Annotated in this window: 14 protein-coding genes; 10 read left to right on the top strand and 4 right to left on the bottom strand. The window is 67.4% G+C overall.

The annotated features are described in order from the left end of the window. Window positions 1–96 precede the first annotated feature (96 nt). From rplI to rpsF, 4 genes are read right to left on the bottom strand one after another with little or no spacing between them, the layout of a single operon-like run. Window positions 97–549: a 50S ribosomal protein L9 gene (rplI, locus tag BM144_RS01530; RefSeq protein ID WP_092949106.1), complete on the bottom strand. Its 453-nt coding sequence runs from the start codon at window positions 547–549 to the stop codon at window positions 97–99. 11 nt (window positions 550–560) lie between these two features. Beyond that, window positions 561–842: a 30S ribosomal protein S18 gene (rpsR, locus tag BM144_RS01525; RefSeq protein ID WP_092949104.1), complete on the bottom strand. Its 282-nt coding sequence runs from the start codon at window positions 840–842 to the stop codon at window positions 561–563. Window positions 843–860: 18 nt separating this feature from the next. Next, window positions 861–1,157 (bottom strand): primosomal replication protein N, encoded by a 297-nt coding sequence (gene priB / locus BM144_RS01520; protein WP_092949102.1) that lies wholly within the window; start codon window positions 1,155–1,157, stop codon window positions 861–863. Between the two features lie 20 nt (window positions 1,158–1,177). Beyond that, window positions 1,178–1,555 carry a 30S ribosomal protein S6 gene (gene rpsF, locus BM144_RS01515; RefSeq protein ID WP_092949100.1) on the bottom strand — a complete coding sequence of 126 codons (378 nt, stop codon included), beginning with the start codon at window positions 1,553–1,555 and terminating at the stop codon, window positions 1,178–1,180. Between the two features lie 240 nt (window positions 1,556–1,795). On the opposite strand from rpsF, the gene grpE reads away from it, so the two are divergent. The 10 genes from grpE to BM144_RS01465 all read left to right on the top strand — a co-directional run bounded on the left by grpE (window position 1,796) and on the right by BM144_RS01465 (window position 14,957). Next, complete coding sequence (grpE, locus tag BM144_RS01510) at window positions 1,796–2,365, top strand: nucleotide exchange factor GrpE (RefSeq protein ID WP_092949098.1); 570 nt, start codon at window positions 1,796–1,798, stop codon at window positions 2,363–2,365. Window positions 2,366–2,486: 121 nt separating this feature from the next. Next, window positions 2,487–4,469, top strand: a complete 1,983-nt coding sequence (gene dnaK, locus BM144_RS01505) for a molecular chaperone DnaK (RefSeq protein WP_092949096.1) — start codon at window positions 2,487–2,489, stop codon at window positions 4,467–4,469. A gap of 110 nt (window positions 4,470–4,579) precedes the next feature. After that, on the top strand, window positions 4,580–5,719 hold the full coding sequence (gene dnaJ / locus BM144_RS01500; RefSeq protein ID WP_092949094.1) for a molecular chaperone DnaJ: 1,140 nt from the start codon (window positions 4,580–4,582) through the stop codon (window positions 5,717–5,719). Between the two features lie 169 nt (window positions 5,720–5,888). Continuing rightward, window positions 5,889–6,824, top strand: a complete 936-nt coding sequence (locus BM144_RS01495; protein ID WP_092949092.1) for a LysR family transcriptional regulator — start codon at window positions 5,889–5,891, stop codon at window positions 6,822–6,824. A 44-nt stretch (window positions 6,825–6,868) separates the two neighbouring features. After that, on the top strand, window positions 6,869–8,290 hold the full coding sequence (gene leuC, locus BM144_RS01490; protein ID WP_092949090.1) for a 3-isopropylmalate dehydratase large subunit: 1,422 nt from the start codon (window positions 6,869–6,871) through the stop codon (window positions 8,288–8,290). Between the two features lie 38 nt (window positions 8,291–8,328). Further along, window positions 8,329–8,454: an entericidin A/B family lipoprotein gene (locus BM144_RS01485; RefSeq protein WP_092949088.1), complete on the top strand. Its 126-nt coding sequence runs from the start codon at window positions 8,329–8,331 to the stop codon at window positions 8,452–8,454. Window positions 8,455–8,475: 21 nt separating this feature from the next. After that, window positions 8,476–9,126 carry a 3-isopropylmalate dehydratase small subunit gene (gene leuD / locus BM144_RS01480; protein ID WP_092949086.1) on the top strand — a complete coding sequence of 217 codons (651 nt, stop codon included), beginning with the start codon at window positions 8,476–8,478 and terminating at the stop codon, window positions 9,124–9,126. A 103-nt stretch (window positions 9,127–9,229) separates the two neighbouring features. Beyond that, window positions 9,230–10,300: a 3-isopropylmalate dehydrogenase gene (leuB, locus tag BM144_RS01475; RefSeq protein WP_092949084.1), complete on the top strand. Its 1,071-nt coding sequence runs from the start codon at window positions 9,230–9,232 to the stop codon at window positions 10,298–10,300. Window positions 10,301–10,774: 474 nt separating this feature from the next. After that, complete coding sequence (asd, locus tag BM144_RS01470; RefSeq protein WP_092949082.1) at window positions 10,775–11,905, top strand: aspartate-semialdehyde dehydrogenase; 1,131 nt, start codon at window positions 10,775–10,777, stop codon at window positions 11,903–11,905. A gap of 271 nt (window positions 11,906–12,176) precedes the next feature. Beyond that, on the top strand, window positions 12,177–14,957 hold the full coding sequence (locus tag BM144_RS01465) for a motility hub landmark protein FimV (RefSeq protein WP_092949080.1): 2,781 nt from the start codon (window positions 12,177–12,179) through the stop codon (window positions 14,955–14,957). Window positions 14,958–14,985: the final 28 nt, after the last annotated feature.

Genomic DNA, 14,985 nt, shown 5'->3' with positions numbered 1-14,985 from the left:
TGGGCGAGCGGTGCATGGATCGCCGCGCCGAAAACGCAAAAGCCGCCTCGGGAGGCGGCTTTTGCCGGATGAAGAAGGCTGCGCTTCTTCGCGTGGTCAGGCGGTTTCGCCGTACACGGAAACGTTGACTTCCACCACCACGTCGGTGTGCAGAGCCACGCTGACCGTGGAATCGCCCACGGTCTTGATGGGGCCGTTGGGCAGGCGGATCTGGGCCTTGGCGACCTTGTAGCCTTGCTTGTTCAGCTCATCGGCGATGTCGTGGTTGGTCACGGAACCGAACAGGCGGCCGTCGACGCCGGCCTTCTGCGTCAGCTTGATGGTCGTGCCACCGAGCTTCTCGCCCTGGCCCTGTGCTTCCACCAGCTTGGCGGCAGCAGCCTTTTCCAGTTCGGCGCGCTTGGCTTCGAACTCGGCCTTGGCCGTTTCCGTGGCGCGGCGGGCGCGGCCGGAAGGAATCAGGAAGTTGCGTGCGTAGCCGTCCTTGACCTTGACGATTTCGCCCAGGTTGCCGAGGTTCACGACCTTGTCGAGCAGGATGATTTGCATGGTCTTGCTCCTTAGATCTTGTGCTGGTCGCTGTACGGCACCATGGCCAGGAAGCGGGCACGCTTGATGGCGGTGTTCAGCTGGCGCTGGTAGATGGCGCGCGTGCCGGTCAGGCGTGCGGGGATGATCTTGCCGTTTTCGGCGATGAAGTCACGCAGCGTGTCGACATCCTTGTAGTCGATTTCTTCGACGCCGGCGACGGTGAAGCGGCAGAAGCGCTTGCGCTTGAACAGCAGCGACTGGGTGTTGCGCTTCGGACGCTTGTCCTTGTTGAACTTCTTGAACGTGGCCATTTTCGGACCTCTTGAAAATTAATCTTGTTGAATATCCTGGATGTGGAACACCAGACCCTTGGCATTGCGCGGCGTGGCCAGGAAGCCCCGGAAAGTCCAGAGACTTCCCAGCGCCTGGCGGGCCAGCCGTTCGGCGAGTGCGCCGAAGGCCACTGCCTTCACCAGGGCGCCGACCTCGCGTTGCACACCGGCTTCCATCTGCCGCGACGTGTGCTCCAGCCGCAAATCCAGCGCGGGCAGACCTGCCGGGGTGTATCGCAACGGTTTCGTCTCGGCGATACAGGCGGTCAGCGCCACGCAGTTATGGGGTTCCACTGCTCCAGGGAGCTTTCGGATCAGCGCTCGTTGGCTGCAGCGAACTCGGCCTGGCTGGCCTTGCGGGCCTCTTCGCGCTCGACCGTCTTCATCATGGAGGAAGCGCCGGTGTCGGCCTTCTTCTTCTGCACGGTCAGGTGGCGCAGCACGGCGTCGTTGAACTTGAAGGCGTGCTCCAGCTCGGCCATCACCGCCTGGTCGGCTTCGATGTTCACGCAGAGATAGTGGGCCTTGGCAAGCTTGTTGATCATGTAGGCCAGCTGACGGCGGCCCCAGTCTTCCACGCGGTGGATCTTGCCGCCGCCGGCGGTGATCATGCCCTTGTAGCGCTCCAGCATGGCTGGAACCTGTTCGCTTTGATCCGGATGGATCAGCAAGACGATTTCGTAGTGACGCATGCAAACTCCCTTTGGTTGAGGCCACCTGCCGCGTCGTGTGAAGCAGTGTGGCAAGGCAAAGCCGGCGATTATAGCCTTCGGCCCGGCCGCTTGTACACTCCCGCAGTCCGGCGCCTGCCGCCTGCCGCTGCGGCACGGGGAAGATGCCGGAATTTGGCGGGGTTTCGCTTGAAATCCACGCCCTTGCACCCAGGTGCCGTGCGTCATCGTTCATCCTCTTACATCAGTAGAACAACCGACATGTCCGATCAACAGCATTCAGCCACCCAGCCCGCAGGCCACCCCGCCGCTCCGTCCGCCGCACCCGAAGAGGTCGAGGCGTCCATGGCCGCACACGCCGCGGACGAGTTGGGCCGCCTGCAGAACGAGTTGGCGGAGCTCAAGGCCAAGAGCGCGGATCTGGCCGACCAGTTCCTGCGCGCCAAGGCGGAAGCCGAGAACGCGCGCCGCCGCGCCGACGACGAGGTCTCCAAGGCCCGCAAGTTCGGTATCGAGAGCTTTGCCGAAAGCCTGCTGCCCGTGGCCGACAGCCTGACGGCGGCACTCGCCATCAAGGACGCCACGGCAGACCAGCTGCGCGAGGGCTCCGACGCCACGCTGCGCCAGCTGACCTCCGCCCTGGAGCGCAACAAGGTGCTGGCCATCCAGCCCGCAGCCGGCGAGAAGTTCGATCCGCACCAGCACCAGGCCATCAGCGTGGTGCCTGCCGACCAGGAGCCCAACACGGTCGTGGCCGTGCTGCAGAAGGGCTATGTCATCGCCGACCGCGTGCTGCGGCCGGCCCTGGTGACCGTGGCGGCCCCCAAGTAATCCCTGGCCGGCCCCGCCGCCGCGCAGACCGAAGAAATTCCCTGCGCCGACGGCTTGAAGCCGGACAAGTTATCCACAAGTTATTGGCTATCCAAACCCTTCAAGAATCGCGGAGAAAAACATGGGAAGAATCATCGGTATCGACCTGGGCACCACCAACAGCTGCGTGGCCATCATGGAAGGCAACACCACGCGCGTCATCGAGAACAGCGAAGGTGCCCGCACCACCCCGTCCATCATTGCCTACCAGGAAGACGGTGAGATCCTCGTCGGCGCCTCGGCCAAGCGCCAGGCCGTGACGAACCCGCGCAACACGATCTATGCCGCCAAGCGCCTGATCGGCCGCAAGTTCGAGGAAAAGGAAGTCCAGAAGGACATCGACCTCATGCCCTACACCATCGCCCGCGCCGACAACGGCGACGCCTGGGTGGAAGTGCGCGGCAACAAGCTGGCCCCGCCGCAGATCAGCGCCGAGGTGCTGCGCAAGATGAAGAAGACCGCCGAGGACTACCTGGGCGAGCCGGTCACCGAGGCCGTGATCACCGTGCCGGCGTACTTCAACGACGCCCAGCGCCAAGCCACCAAGGATGCCGGCCGCATCGCCGGCCTGGACGTGAAGCGCATCATCAACGAGCCCACGGCAGCCGCGCTGGCCTTCGGCCTCGACAAGCAGGAAAAGGGCGACCGCAAGATCGCCGTGTATGACCTGGGCGGCGGCACGTTCGACGTGTCCATCATCGAGATCGCCGACGTCGACGGCGAAAAGCAGTTCGAAGTGCTCTCCACCAACGGCGACACGTTCCTGGGCGGCGAAGACTTCGACCAGCGCATCATCGACTACATCATTGCCGAGTTCAAGAAAGAGCAAGGCGTGGACCTGTCCAAGGACGTGCTGGCCCTGCAGCGCCTGAAGGAAGCCGCCGAGAAGGCCAAGATCGAGCTGTCGTCCTCAGCCGCGACCGACATCAATCTGCCCTACATCACGGCGGATGCCTCGGGCCCGAAGCACCTGAACATCAAGCTCACGCGCGCCAAGCTGGAAAGCCTGGTCGAAGAACTGATCGAGCGCACCATTGCTCCCTGCCGCACGGCCATCAAGGACGCCGGCATCAGCGTGTCCGACATCCATGACGTGATCCTCGTGGGCGGCATGTCCCGCATGCCCAAGGTGCAGGAGAAGGTCAAGGAGTTCTTCGCCAAGGAACCCCGCAAGGACGTGAACCCCGACGAGGCCGTGGCCGTCGGCGCCGCCATCCAGGGCCAGGTGCTCTCCGGCGACCGCAAGGACGTGCTGCTGCTCGACGTCACCCCGCTGTCGCTGGGCATCGAAACCCTGGGCGGCGTGATGACCAAGATGATCACGAAGAACACCACGATCCCGACGAAGTTCGCACAGACCTTCTCCACCGCCGACGACAACCAGCCGGCCGTGACCATCAAGGTGTTCCAGGGTGAGCGCGAGATCGCCAGCGCCAACAAGCTGCTGGGCGAATTCAACCTGGAAGGCATTCCGCCGGCCGGCCGCGGCGTGCCGCAGATCGAGGTGAGCTTCGACATCGACGCCAACGGCATCCTGCACGTGGGCGCCAAGGACAAGGGCACGGGCAAGGAAAACAAGATCACCATCAAGGCGAATTCCGGCCTCTCCGAGGACGAGATCCAGAAGATGGTGAAGGACGCCGAACTGAACGCCGCCGACGACAAGAAGAAGCTGGAACTCGTGCAGGCCCGCAACCAGGGCGAGGCCGCCGTCCACAGCGTGGGCAAGAGCCTTTCGGAGCACGGCGACAAGCTCGACGCCGCCGAGAAGGAAGCCATCGAGACTGCCGTGAAGGATCTCGAAGCCGTGCTGAAGGGCGAAGACAAGGCCGCGATCGAAGAGAAGACCAATGCGCTGATGGCCGCCAGCCAGAAGCTCGGCGAGAAGATGTACGCCGACGCGCAGGCGGCCCAGGCCGCGGCAGCAGCCGGTGCGGGTGCGGGCGCTGACGCCGGCGGCCACTCCGCAGGCAACACGGGCGCCTCGTCTTCGGGCGGCGCGTCCTCCGCGGCACACGACGACAACGTGGTGGACGCCGAAGTCAAGGAAGTCAAGAAGAACTGACGCCCTCGCGCGCGGACCCGCGGGGCGCGCGCGTCTTCCCTGGCCGCCGCGCCAGGCCCCTCCCCAAGGGCCTGCGCGGCGTTCCTGTTCCCAACGGACCCGGAAACACCATGTCCAAACGAGACTTTTACGAAATCCTGGGCGTTCCGAAGAACGCCTCGGACGAAGAGATCAAGAAGGCCTATCGCAAGCTGGCGATGAAGTACCACCCCGACCGCAATCAGGGTGATGCCGCCAAGCCGGCCGAAGAGAAATTCAAGGAGGCCAAGGAGGCCTACGAGATGATCTCCGACCCGCAGAAGCGGGCAGCGTACGACCAGTTCGGGCACGCCGGCGTGGATCCCAACATGCGCGGCCCGGGCGGCCCCGGCGCGGAGGGCTTCGGCGGCTTCGCAGAGGCCTTCGGCGACATCTTCGGCGACATGTTCGGCGGGCGCCGGGCGGGTGGTGCCGGAGGCCGCCAGGTCTACCGCGGCAACGACCTCAGCTATGCGATGGACATCACGCTGGAAGAGGCCGCCAAGGGCAAGGAGGCGCAGATCCGCATTCCCTCCTGGGAGAACTGCGAGACCTGCCACGGTAGCGGCGCCAAGCCCGGCACCAGCGCGAAGACCTGCACGACCTGCTCGGGCTCGGGCTCCGTGCAGATGCGCCAGGGCTTCTTCAGCGTGCAGCAGACCTGCCCGCACTGCCGCGGCACGGGCAAGATCATTCCCGAGCCCTGCACGACCTGCCATGGCCAGGGCCGCGTGAAGAAGCAGAAGACGCTGGAGGTGAAGATCCCCGCGGGCATCGACGACGGCATGCGCATCCGCAGCGTGGGCAACGGCGAACCCGGCACCAACGGCGGCCCTCCGGGCGACCTCTACATCGAGATCCGCCTCAAGAAGCACGACATCTTCGAGCGCGACGGCGACGACCTGCATTGCCAGGTGCCGGTGAGTTTCATCACCGCGGCGTTGGGTGGCGAGATCGAGGTGCCCACGCTGCAGGGCAAGGCCGCGATCGACATCCCCGAAGGCACGCAGGCCGGCAAGCAGTTCCGCCTGCGCGGCAAGGGCATCAAGGGCGTGCGCGCCAGCTACCCCGGCGACCTGTACTGCCACATCGTGGTCGAGACGCCGGTGAAGCTCACCGAGCACCAGCGCAAGCTGCTCAAGGAACTGGACGAGTCGCTCAAGAAGGGCGGCGGCAAGCATTCGCCCAGCGGCGAGAGCTGGACCGACCGGCTGAAGAACCTCTTCACCTGAGCCATCGCGCTCCGCCACCAGCCGCCCCGCATCCTGCCGGGCGGCTTTTTTGTGCCGGCATCCTCCGCCATCGCGATGGACGACGTCGCGTTTCGCGATGGCTGACTCTGCCATCCTCATGGAAAATGGAAACCAGGTCTTCTCCAGGCGAGAAACCTCCAACGCCCCCATGAAGAACACCGAACGCAGTTTCGCCCGCCGCATCGACCTGACGTCGCTGCAGCTGTTCGTGGCCGTCTGCGAACTGGGCAGCATCGGTCGCGCCGCCGAGCGGGAATTCATCGCCGCCTCCGCGGTGAGCAAGCGCCTGTCCGATCTGGAGACGGCCGTGGGGTCCGCCCTGCTCTACCGCCACAGCCGCGGCGTGGCCCTGACCCCGGCGGGCGAGAGCCTGCTGCACCATGCGCGCACGGTGCTCTTCGGGCTCGAACGCATGCAGGGCGAACTGAGCGAATACGCCGACGGCGTGCGCGGCCACGTGCGGGTGCACGCCAATATCTCGGCCATCGTGCAGTTCCTGCCGGAGGATCTGGGCGCGTTCTCGCGGGAGCATGCGCAGGTCAAGATCGACCTGCAGGAACACCTGAGCACCGACGTGCTCCACGCCGTGCGCGAAGGCGCGGCCGACCTGGGCCTGTGCCACACCGGCGACGGCACCGAACCGCAGGAACTGCAGAGCCGCCCCTACCGCAGCGACCGGCTGGTGCTGGTCGTGCCTTCGGGCCATGCGCTGGCCGCGTCCCCTGCGGTGCGGTTCGAGGACGTGCTCGACTGGGACATCGTCGGGCTGCAGGCCAACAGCAGCATCAGCCTGGCGATGCGGCGCGGCGCGGCGCGGGCCGGACGGCCGCTGCGTCAGCGCATCCAGGTGACCGGGCTCGACGCCATGTGCCGCATGATCGACAACGGCCTGGGCATCGGCCTGCTGCCCGACCGCGCCTTCTCGCTCATGCGCGGCGTCGGCAAGCTGCAGTCCGTCGCGCTGGACGAGCCCTGGGCCGAGCGCTCGCTCAAGCTCGTCGCGCGCGACTTCGGCAGCCTGCCCGTCACGGCCCGGCTGCTCGCCGACCACCTCGCCCGGCCCGCGCAGGGCCGGCCTTCCTAGAATCGACTCCCCCACCCTTGAACCAGCCCACGAGAGAACACACCATGGGACGCACCCTCTACGACAAGATCTGGGACGAACACGTCGTCCATACCGAAGAGGACGGCACGTCCATCCTCTACATCGACCGCCATCTGGTGCACGAAGTGACCAGCCCCCAGGCCTTCGAGGGCCTGCGGCAGGCGGGCCGCAAGGTCTGGCGCGTGAGTTCCATCGTCGCCACGGCCGACCACAACACGCCCACCACGGGCTGGGAGCGGGGCTACGACGGCATCGCCGACCCGATCAGCAAGGAGCAGATCACCACGCTCGACAAGAACATCGCCGAAGTGGGCGCTGCCGCGTTCTTCCCCTTCATGAGCCGCCGCCAGGGCATCGTGCACGTGATCGGCCCCGAGAACGGTGCCACGCTGCCGGGCATGACGGTGGTGTGCGGCGACAGCCACACCTCCACGCATGGCGCCTTCGGCGCGCTGGCGCACGGCATCGGCACGAGCGAGGTCGAGCACGTGATGGCCACGCAGACCCTGCTGGCCAAGAAGGCGAAGAACCTGCTGATCCGCGTCGAAGGCCAGGTGGCCCGCGGCGTCACGGCCAAGGACATCGTGCTGGCCATCATCGGCAAGATCGGCACGGCCGGCGGCACGGGCTACACCATCGAGTTCGCCGGCTCCGCCATCCGCGCGCTCAGCATGGAAGGCCGCATGACGGTCTGCAACATGGCCATCGAGGCCGGTGCCCGTGCGGGCCTCGTCGCGGTGGACGAAAAAACCATCGATTACGTCAGGAACCGCCCGCTCTCGCCGCAGGGCGTGGAATGGGACCAGGCCGTGGCTTACTGGAAGACGCTGCACTCCGATCCGGATGCGCAGTTCGACACGGTGGTCGAACTCGACGCCACGGCCATCGTGCCGCAGGTCACCTGGGGCACCTCGCCCGAAATGGTGCTGGGCATCGACGCCCGCGTGCCCGATCCCGACCGGGAAAAGGACCCCAACAAGCGCGGCGCCATGGAGCGCGCGCTGACCTACATGAACCTGGAGCCCGGCAAGCCGCTGGCGGACATCTTCGTGGACAAGATCTTCATCGGCAGTTGCACCAACAGCCGCATCGAGGACATGCGCGAGGCCGCCGCCGTGGTGAAAAAGCTCGGCCAGAAGGTGGCACGCAACGTCAAGGTGGCGATGGTGGTGCCCGGCTCCGGCCTCGTGAAGGAGCAGGCCGAGCGCGAGGGCCTGCACGAGATCTTCAAGGCCGCAGGCTTCGAATGGCGCGAGCCCGGCTGCTCGATGTGCCTCGCGATGAACGCGGACCGGCTCGAGCCGGGCGAGCGCTGCGCCTCCACCAGCAACCGCAATTTCGAAGGCCGCCAGGGCGCGGGCGGGCGCACCCACCTGGTCAGCCCCGCCATGGCAGCAGCCGCTGCCGTGCATGGGCATTTCGTGGACGTGCGGCAGTTCGCCTGACCGGGGCTGCGCATCCGGAAAAGAGAAAGACCACCGCCATGAAAAAGACCGCTCCGCTCATCACCCTCGTGCTGGCCTGCCTGCTGGCCGGCTGCAATACCGTCAAGGGCATGGGCCAGGACGTGCAGCGCGCCGGCAGTGCCATCGAGCGTGCCGCCCGGTAAGCCCAACCAAAGACACACACCATGCAGAAATTCACCGTGCACCAGGGCCTCGTGGCCCCCATGGACCGCGAGAACGTCGACACCGACGCCATCATCCCGAAGCAGTTCCTGAAGTCGATCAAGAAGACGGGCTTCGGCCCCAACCTGTTCGACGAATGGCGCTACCTCGATAAGGGCGAGCCGGGCATTCCCGAATCGCAGCGCAAGCCCAACCCGGACTTCGTGCTCAATCTGCCGCGCTACGCCGGCGCCTCGGTGCTGCTCGCGCGCAAGAACTTCGGGTGCGGCTCCAGCCGCGAGCATGCGCCCTGGGCGCTCGACCAGTACGGCTTCCGGGCCGTGATCGCGCCGAGCTTCGCCGACATTTTCTTCAACAACTGCTTCAAGAACGGCCTGCTGCCCATCGTGCTGCCCGAGGCCACCGTGGCGCAACTCTTCGACGAAGTGGCCGCGTTCCCGGGCTACCGGCTCACCATCGACCTGGAACGCCAAGCCATCGTGCGCCCGCAGGGCGAGGAGATCCCGTTCGACGTGCAGCCCTTCCGCAAGTACTGCCTGATCAACGGCTTCGACGACATCGGGCTCACGCTGCGCAAGGCCGACAAGATCCGGGCCTACGAAGCCGAGCGGCTGGCCACCAAGCCCTGGCTGGCGCACACCATGCCGGGTTGAGGCGCCGCGGCCGCCCCGGCGGCCCGCCCGCACACACCCAGGCATCAAAACACCCTGATGCCGCCGTATCCATTCAAAAGTTCGCTATCAAAAGAGAAGCAAAATGAAAATCGCAGTTCTGCCGGGTGACGGCATCGGTCCGGAAATCGTGGCCGAGGCCGTGAAGGTGCTCGACGTGATCGGCCTCCCGTTCGAGATGGAATCGGCCCTGGTGGGCGGCGCGGCCTACGAGGCGCACGGCCACCCGCTGCCCGAATCGACCCTGAAGCTCGCGCAGCAGGCCGATGCCGTGCTGTTCGGCGCCGTGGGCGACTGGAAGTACGACAAGCTCGAACGCCCGCTGCGCCCCGAACAGGCCATCCTGGGGCTGCGCAAGAACCTGGGGCTGTTCGCCAACTTCCGCCCGGCGATCTGCTACGAGCAACTGGTGGGCGCGTCGAGCCTCAAGCCCGAGCTGATCGCCGGCCTGGACATCCTCATCATCCGCGAGCTGACGGGCGACATCTACTTCGGCCAGCCGCGCGGGCGCCGCGTCGCCACCGACGGCCACTTCCCCGGTGCCGAGGAAGCCTTCGACACCATGCGCTACTCGAAACCTGAGATCGAGCGCATCGCCCATGTCGCCTTCCAGGCCGCGCGCAAGCGCAGCAAGAAGGTGACCAGCGTGGACAAGGCCAACGTGCTGGAAACCTTCCAGTTCTGGAAGGACGTGGTGACCGAGGTGGGCCAGCAGTACCCGGACGTGGAACTGCAGCACATGTACGTGGACAACGCGGCCATGCAGCTCGTGAAGGCACCCAAGGCGTTCGACGTGGTGGTCACCGGCAACATGTTCGGCGACGTCCTCTCGGACGAGGCCTCCATGCTCACGGGCTCGATCGGCATGCTGCCCTCGGCCAGCCTCAACAGCAAGAACCAGGGCCTGTACGAGCCCAGCCACGGCAGCGCGCCCGACATCGCCGGCAAGGGCGTTGCCAATCCCCTGGCCACGATCCTCAGCGCCGCGATGATGCTGCGCTTCAGCCTGGACCAGGAAGCCGCGGCCCAGCGCATCGAATCGGCCGTGCAGAAGGTGCTGGCCCAGGGCTTGCGCACGCCGGACATCTGGAGCGACGGCATGGAGAAGGTTGGCACCGCGCAGATGGGCGATGCCGTGGTGAAGGCCCTGGGCTGACCGCAGCGGCCCGGCGGGCGCCGCAAGCCCTGCCCGTTCCCCCGGAAAGCGGCCCTGCAAGGGCCGCTTTTTTTGCTTGGGCCCGCATGCCTCTGCGGCCAAGGCCGGACGAGTGCGCATGCCCGGTCCTGCGCGACGCGGAACGATGCGCATGGGTGCTGCCCCACGCCCACCGCGATGGAAATACACCACAGCATCTTGCGGACATCCGCCGAGCTTTCCGAAAAGGACAGCGCCCGCAAAAGACCTTCCGCTACAATCCGCGCCTATGTTTGCCGCCCGCCCGTTCGCCCTGAACATCGCTGCTGCCGCCCTGGCAGCCGTGGCCGTGCGCGCAATCACCACCAAAACCACGACCATTACGGGCTGATCCAGCTCCGGTTTCGTCGTGCGCCCCTCCTGGCCTAGACGAGCCGGGCAGGAACAGTCCCGGTCGGGCATTGTTTCTTCTTAACTTGAGTAGGGGTGCTGAAAATGAGCAAGTTGGTAGGTCTGGTCGGCTGGCGCGGCATGGTCGGCTCTGTTCTCATGGATCGCATGCAGGCCGAAGGCGACTTCGCACTGATCGAGCCCGTGTTCTTCTCGACATCGAACGCCGGCGGCAAGGCCCCCGCGCAGGCGAAGAACGAAACCACGCTGCAGGACGCATTCGACATCAATGCCCTCAAGCGCTGCGAGATCATCATCACCGCGCAGGGCGGCGACTACACCACCGAAATCTTTCCCAAGCTGCGCGAGGCGGGCTGGAAGGGCCACTGGATCGATGCCGCATCCACCCTGCGCATGAAGGAAGACGCGGTCATCGTGCTCGACCCCGTGAACATGCCCGTCATCAAGGACGCCCTGGCGCAGGGCGGCAGGAACTGGGTCGGCGGCAACTGCACCGTGAGCTGCATGCTGATGGGCGTGGGCGCGCTGTACAAGGCCGGCCTCGTCGAATGGATGAGCACCCAGACCTACCAGGCCGCCAGCGGCGGCGGCGCGCAGCACATGCGCGAACTGCTCACGCAATACGGCACGCTCAACGCCGAAGTGCGCGCACTGCTCGACGATCCCAAGAGCGCGATCCTGGAAATCGACCGCAAGGTCATCGCCAAGCAGCGCAGCCTCTCCGGCGCCGAGACCGCCAACTTCGGCGTACCCCTGGGCGGCAGCCTGATCCCCTGGATCGACAAGGACCTGGGCAACGGCATGTCCAAGGAAGAGTGGAAGGGCATGGCCGAGACCAACAAGATCATGGGCCAGGGCGAAGGCTTCGGCACGCCCGCAGTGCCGGTGGACGGCTTCTGCGTGCGCGTGGGCGCCATGCGCTGCCACAGCCAGGCGCTCACCTTCAAGCTGAAGAAGCACGTGCCCGTGGCCGACATCGAAGCCATGATCGCCGCCGACAACGAATGGGTGAAGGTCGTGCCCAACACGCGCGAGGCCACGCTCAAGGACCTGACGCCGGTGGCGGTCACCGGCACCATGACCATCCCGGTCGGCCGCATCCGCCAGATGGCGATGGGCCCGGAGTACATCGGCGCCTTCACCATCGGCGACCAGCTCCTCTGGGGCGCGGCCGAGCCGCTGCGCCGCATGCTGCGCATCCTGCTGGACGCCTGAACCGCCGCGTGCCAGGCGCCGGCCGCGTAACCGGCGGCCGGTGAATTCATGCACGCTTTGTTACGAGTCGTTGTCCTACGACAACATGCAAAAACAGCCGTCTGCAAGGCGCTCCCGGAGGCCTTGCGGATAGTCCGGCGCCTCGGCTTGTCACTGCAAAACATTGATGCTATGGTGCTTTTTACATATTTTCACGCGTTGGCGCGGAACCGGGTCCTGCCCCGCTTCCGCGCTTTTCGCGAAGGCTCAACCTGATTGGCTGTTGGCACACATGCATCGTTGGAAACTTTCTGTTCTGGCCGCGGCGGCCTTCGTCTCGACCAGCTTCTATGCCGCCGATGCCAGTGCCCTCGCCCTGGGCCGCCTTTCGGTCCAGTCCGCCCTGGGAGAGCCTCTGCGCGCCGAGATCGATCTGCCGCAGATCACCGCCGCCGAAGCGGAATCCCTGCGTGCCGCATCGGCTTCCCCGCAGGCCTACCGCGCCCAGGGGATGGAAGTCTCCCCCACGCTGAATGACCTGCAGGTGCGCCTGCAGCGCCGGGCGGATGGCACGATGGTGCTGCGCCTGACCACCAGCCGCCCCGTCAACGACCCCTTCGTGGATCTCGTGCTCGATGCGAGCTGGAGCGCCGGCCAGCTCGTGCGCAGCTACACGCTGCTGCTCGATCCGCCAGCGCTGCGCCGCGAGGCCCCTGCGCCCACGGTTTCCGCCCAGGCCGGCGCTGCCGCTTCGCCCGCGCCACAGCCTGCACGCCCCGCTCCGGCCGCTGCACCCCGCGCCGCCGAGGCACCGGCAGCCGCTGCACCGCGCCCGGCCCCCGCAGCGCCCCCTGCACCCGCAGTGGCCGGCAACACGCCGCGCACGGCCAGCGCACCCGCGTCCCCCGCAGCGTCGGGCGGGGCGGACAGCGTCGTGATCCGCCCCGGCGACACGGCAGGCCGTCTGGCGGGCGTGCACCGCCCCGCGGGCGTGTCGCTCGATCAGATGCTGGTGGCGATGATGCGCGCCAACCCGGATGCCTTCATCCGCGGCAACGTGAACCGCATGAAGTCCGGCGCCGTGCTCCAGATTCCCGACGAAGCCCAGGCACGGGCCACGCCGCCCGCCGAAGCCCGCCAGATCATCGCCGCCCAAAGCCGCGATTTCAACGAATTCCGCCGCCGCCTGGCGGGCGCAGCCCCCGCTGCCGAAGTGGCGGCCGCCGAGCGTTCGGCCAGCGGCCGGGTGCAGGCGCAGGTCGAAGACCGCAAGCCCGCCACTGCAGCGCCCGACAAGCTCACGCTCTCCAAGGGCGCGGTGCAGGGCCAGCGCGCTACCGAAGAGCAGTTGGCCCGCGACAAGCAGGCCAGCGAGGCATCGACCCGCATGGCCGAGCTGTCCAAGAACATCTCCGACCTGAACAAGCTCGGTGCCGCTTCTTCGCCTGCGGGCACGGCAGCGCCGGCGCCCGCCCCCGCGCCGGCGGCTTCCGCCGCGGAAGCAGGCCGTGTGGCCGTTCCGGTGGGCGCTCCGCCCGTCGCTCCGGCGGTGGCAGCGTCCGCGCCCGCCCCTGCGCCCGTGGTAGCGCCGGCCGCCAGCGCACCACCGGCCGTTGCCGCACCCGCATCCGCCGCTTCGGCTGCCGCACCTGCGGCGCCAGCCTCCGAACCGGCCCCGGCCGCCAGCGCTCCGGTGGCGGATGCGTCCGCCGCCGCGCCCGCCGCTGCTGCTGCCGCATCGCGTGCGGCACCCGCACCGATCGCAGCGCCGGCCGACGAGCCCGGCTTCCTGGACTCGCTGCTCGAGAACCCGATGGTCCCGCTGGCAGGCGGCGGCCTGCTGGCCCTCCTGCTGGCCTTCGGCGTCTACCGCACGGTGCAGAACCGCCGCAACCGCGGCGCCGTGGACAGCTCGTTCATGGAAAGCAAGCTGCAGCCCGACTCGTTCTTCGGTGCCAGCGGTGGCCAGCGCGTGGACACCGCCAGCAGCCAGCTGAGCACCGGCTCTTCCTCGATGAACTACTCGCCGAGCCAGCTGGATGCCGGCGGCGACGTGGATCCCGTGGCCGAAGCCGATGTGTACCTGGCCTACGGCCGCGATCTTCAGGCCGAGGAAATCCTCAAGGAAGCCCTGCGCCACAGCCCAGACCGCACCGCCGTCCATGTGAAGCTGGCCGAGATCTACGCCAAGCGCCAGGACCGCAGGGCACTGGAAGCCGTCGCCCAGGACGTATTCCGCCTCACCGACGGCCAGGGCCCCGATTGGCACCGCGTGGCGGACATCGGCCGCGGCATCGACCCGGACAACGCGCTCTACCAACCCGGCGGTCGCCCGCCCGTGCTCGACAGCGATGACAGCCGCAGCTACCCCAGCGAAGGTTTTGCGAGCACGCTGACCGATGGCCGCACGGCCGGTACCGCCGCGGCGGCAGGCGCAGTAGGTGCTGCGGCCGGCGTGGCGGCATCGGCGGCCCTGCCGCCCGACCTCGACCTGGACCTGGATCTCGACCTGCCGGACGACGCGCTGACCGAAGCGCCGCCCGCACCGCCTGCGGCACCCGGCGCGTTTGCCGCGGCCACCGCCGCGGCGGCCACGGCGCCCGCACCGTCCGATGACCTCGGATCGCTGGACTTCGAGCCCGTCAGCACGACGCCCCCGCCGGCGATCGCCGATGCGCCACAGGCGCCAGCACTCGATTTCCCCACCGACCTTTCTCTGGCGGATTCGGCCAACGCGCCGCTGTCGGCCGAGGCCGGCCCGGCCTCGGCCCCGGTGCCGCTCGAATTCGACCTGGGCGGCCTGTCACTGGACCTGGACGGCCCCAACACGGCACGCTCCGGCCTGGAATCGGCAGCGTCCGATGCCACCGAACCCGCCGCGCCCAGCCTGGAGGCAGCCGACGAGCCCCTGGTGCTGCCGGACGACCCGCTGGCCACCAAGCTCGCCCTGGCCGAAGAGTTCAACGCGATCGGGGACAGCGAAGGCGCCCGCACGCTGGTCGAGGAAGTGATCGCGGAATCCTCCGGCCCGCTCAAGGCCCGGGCACAGCGCCTGCTGGCCGAACTGGGTTGATGGGCGGGGAGCCGCGCCCGCCGCGGGC

The sequence above is a fragment of the Paracidovorax konjaci genome (assembly GCF_900112675.1).
Lineage (GTDB): Bacteria > Pseudomonadota > Gammaproteobacteria > Burkholderiales > Burkholderiaceae_C > Paracidovorax > Paracidovorax konjaci.
The sequence above is the reverse complement of the archived record's forward strand: the minus strand, read 5'-3'. Positions and strand labels throughout refer to the sequence as shown.

Bases quoted from the DNA above. Each gene is read 5' to 3' on its own strand.
- rplI (WP_092949106.1), bottom strand. From the start codon at position 549: ATGCAAATCATCCTGCTCGACAAGGTCGTGAACCTCGGCAACCTGGGC.
- rpsR (WP_092949104.1), bottom strand. From the start codon at position 842: ATGGCCACGTTCAAGAAGTTCAACAAGGACAAGCGTCCGAAGCGCAAC.
- rpsF (WP_092949100.1), bottom strand. From the start codon at position 1,555: ATGCGTCACTACGAAATCGTCTTGCTGATCCATCCGGATCAAAGCGAA.
- grpE (WP_092949098.1), top strand. From the start codon at position 1,796: ATGTCCGATCAACAGCATTCAGCCACCCAGCCCGCAGGCCACCCCGCC.
- dnaK (WP_092949096.1), top strand. From the start codon at position 2,487: ATGGGAAGAATCATCGGTATCGACCTGGGCACCACCAACAGCTGCGTG.
- dnaJ (WP_092949094.1), top strand. From the start codon at position 4,580: ATGTCCAAACGAGACTTTTACGAAATCCTGGGCGTTCCGAAGAACGCC.
- BM144_RS01495 (WP_092949092.1), top strand. From the start codon at position 5,889: ATGAAGAACACCGAACGCAGTTTCGCCCGCCGCATCGACCTGACGTCG.
- leuC (WP_092949090.1), top strand. From the start codon at position 6,869: ATGGGACGCACCCTCTACGACAAGATCTGGGACGAACACGTCGTCCAT.
- BM144_RS01485 (WP_092949088.1), top strand. From the start codon at position 8,329: ATGAAAAAGACCGCTCCGCTCATCACCCTCGTGCTGGCCTGCCTGCTG.
- leuD (WP_092949086.1), top strand. From the start codon at position 8,476: ATGCAGAAATTCACCGTGCACCAGGGCCTCGTGGCCCCCATGGACCGC.
- leuB (WP_092949084.1), top strand. From the start codon at position 9,230: ATGAAAATCGCAGTTCTGCCGGGTGACGGCATCGGTCCGGAAATCGTG.
- asd (WP_092949082.1), top strand. From the start codon at position 10,775: ATGAGCAAGTTGGTAGGTCTGGTCGGCTGGCGCGGCATGGTCGGCTCT.
- BM144_RS01465 (WP_092949080.1), top strand. From the start codon at position 12,177: ATGCATCGTTGGAAACTTTCTGTTCTGGCCGCGGCGGCCTTCGTCTCG.